The sequence below is a fragment of the Nonomuraea sp. NPDC049480 genome (assembly GCF_044465905.1).
GTDB lineage: Bacteria > Actinomycetota > Actinomycetes > Streptosporangiales > Streptosporangiaceae > Nonomuraea.
Map to the genome: position 1 here is coordinate 1 of NZ_JBITMD010000077.1, position 2,390 is coordinate 2,390.

2 protein-coding genes are annotated in these 2,390 nt (G+C 69.2%); one reads left to right on the plus strand and one right to left on the minus strand.

Going from position 1 to position 2,390, the window contains the following annotated elements:
• Nucleotides 1-188 (minus strand): hypothetical protein (locus tag ACIBX3_RS61165; RefSeq protein WP_397130024.1); only part of this gene is annotated, 188 nt, incomplete at its 3' end.
• A gap of 306 nt (nt 189-494) precedes the next feature.
• Between ACIBX3_RS61165 and ACIBX3_RS61170 the strand changes: the two genes are divergently transcribed.
• Complete coding sequence (locus tag ACIBX3_RS61170; RefSeq protein WP_397130025.1) at nt 495-2,381, plus strand: IS4 family transposase; 1,887 nt, start codon at nt 495-497, stop codon at nt 2,379-2,381.
• The last annotated feature ends 9 nt before the right edge of the window (nt 2,382-2,390 follow it).

The following is a 2,390-nucleotide window of genomic DNA, read 5'->3' on the forward strand; positions in this document are numbered from 1 at the left end:
AGGCCGTCCCAGGCGTGGGGAAGGGTCGGCGAGTCCCAGCCGGCGGGGCCGCGGTCGACCTGCACGGCACGCCATCGGTCTGGTCCCTGCCAGTGCCAGCTGGCGTTGGCCGCCGATGGCCGCAGTGCCGGGAGCCCGGTCAGCGGCTGGTCCGCACGCGCCACGATGTAGGTGCCCCAAAAGCCCATGTGTCCCCTCCGGGTCTGCCCGGCATGCCCGCCTGGTGAGTTAGCGCTGACCGTCAGCTGAAGGACTCACATTCGTGGTCGAGCTCCACGACCGTCACCTGACGGTGACTATACCATTACGCTAAGTTGACATGGCGGGCGTGTTGCGGATCGGCGGACGGACACTGGCTGCCCGGCTCCAGGCAGCGCGGCGCTGTTGCCGGCGTGTTGTGCCGGCGTGTTGTGCCGGCGTGTCGAGCCGACGTTGGCAACGGGACCTCTGGTACATCAGGAATCCGCCAAGATCGCCCGAGCCCAGAGGTCCCGTTGCCCGCTGATTCTGCCATCAGTGTCATTGTCCGTACCATCCGGTCGGCCGCCGGCGTGTTCGCGGCCGGACATCTGGGCGAGCTGACCCAGTACCTGCCGTTCGAACTGGTCGATGCCGTGCTGGAGGAGACCCGCAGGGCCGAGCGGCGGCTGCGGGATCTTCCTTCCCGGGTGGGGGTCTATTTCGTGCTCGCGCTGGGTCTCTTCCCGGAGGTCGGCTATCTGCGAGTCTGGGGCAAGATGACCGCGGGGTTGGCCGGGGTGGGCACGTCCCGCCCGTCGGAGAAGGCGCTGCGGGACCTGCGGCGGCGGATCGGCCCGGCGCCGCTTCGAGCGCTGTTCCAGGTCGTGGCCGGGCCGCTGGCCCAGCCGCGCACGCCCGGGGTCCGCTACCGTCACCTGCGGACCGTCGCCTTCGACGGCTGCAACTCGATCAAGACGCCGGACCTGGAGCGGAACCGGGGCTGGCTGGGCAGGATCCGCTCCGGTCCGACGACGTGGGCGGGCTACCCGACGGTGATGCTGATGGCGCTGGTCGAGACAGGCACCCGCGGCCTGCTCGGCGCGGTATTCGGCCCTCATGACACCGACGAGAAGGCCTACGCCTCGCGGCTGCTGCCCCTGCTCACCCCGGACATGCTGGTCCTGGCCGACCGCGGGTTCGACGGCAACGAGTTCCTGACCGCGGTCGCCAGGACCGGTGCCCAGTTCCTGATCCGGCTGCGCGCGGTCCGCCGACTGCCGGTCCTGGCCCGGCTGGATGACGGCTCGTTCCTATCTAAGATCGGCGGGCTTACCATTCGGGTCATCGACGCCGACATCACGGTGACCTGCGCTGACGGTTCGGTGATCCGCGGCCGCTACCGGCTGGTCACCACGCTGCTCAACGCCCGCCGCGACCCCGCCACCGGCCTGGTCCGGCTCTACCACGAACGCTGGGAGATCGAGTCGGCTTTCTACGCGCTCCGTCACACCCTGATGAACGGACGGGTCCTGCGCTCGGGCGACCCGGCCGGGCTGGAACAGGAACTATGGGCGCTGCTGACCCTGTGCCAGCTACTCCGGATGGCCATGGTCACGGCGATCGAGTCCCGCCCCGGCCTGGACCCGGACCGTGCCTGCTTCACCACCGCCCTGCAGTCCGCCCGCGACCAGGTCATCCTCGCCGCCGGCATCGTCCCCGGCGACCCTGCCGACCTCCTCGGCAGCATCGGGAACGCAGTCCTGGCCGATCTGCTGCCCGCCCGCCGGCACCGTCTCAGCGTTCGTAAGGTCAAATCTCCCGTCTCCCGCTACAACGCCCGCCCCGCTGACGACGACCGGCCGCCAACCAGCCAGAACATCACCACCCTGGAGATCGAGGTCCACCAGGGCCAGGTGGAGCCGCCGACCGCCCGCACGGACAGCGGACCCACCGGCCGCCTCGACCGACTCCTGGCCCTGCTCCGCCAAGACCCCCACCGCGCCTGGCAGACCCGCGAGATCGCCACTGCCCTGGACATCGACGTCAGCACCAGCCGACGAAGCCTGTGGGTACAGCTGTCACGCTGGTCGAGACTCGGTCTGATCCGCAAGGCGGGCTGGGGAATCTACACCGCCGCACCCCCGAACCCGTCAACACTCCAGATCGCCCCCAAGCCACCCAGCCGCCGCACACGACTCATGGCCCTGCTCCGCACCGACCCTGACCGCGTCTGGCCGAGACAGCACCTGGCCGAGACACTGGAAATCCCTCCAGCCCAGCGCGAGAGCTTCTATGGGCAGTTAGCCACGTGGACCACACAAGGGATCATCAAACGCACATCCCCCGGGCACTACTCCCTGACGCCAAATACGCCACCAACTGACCGAACGCCCGAATTGACAGCCGACCCCGCCACTTAACTACGTGGC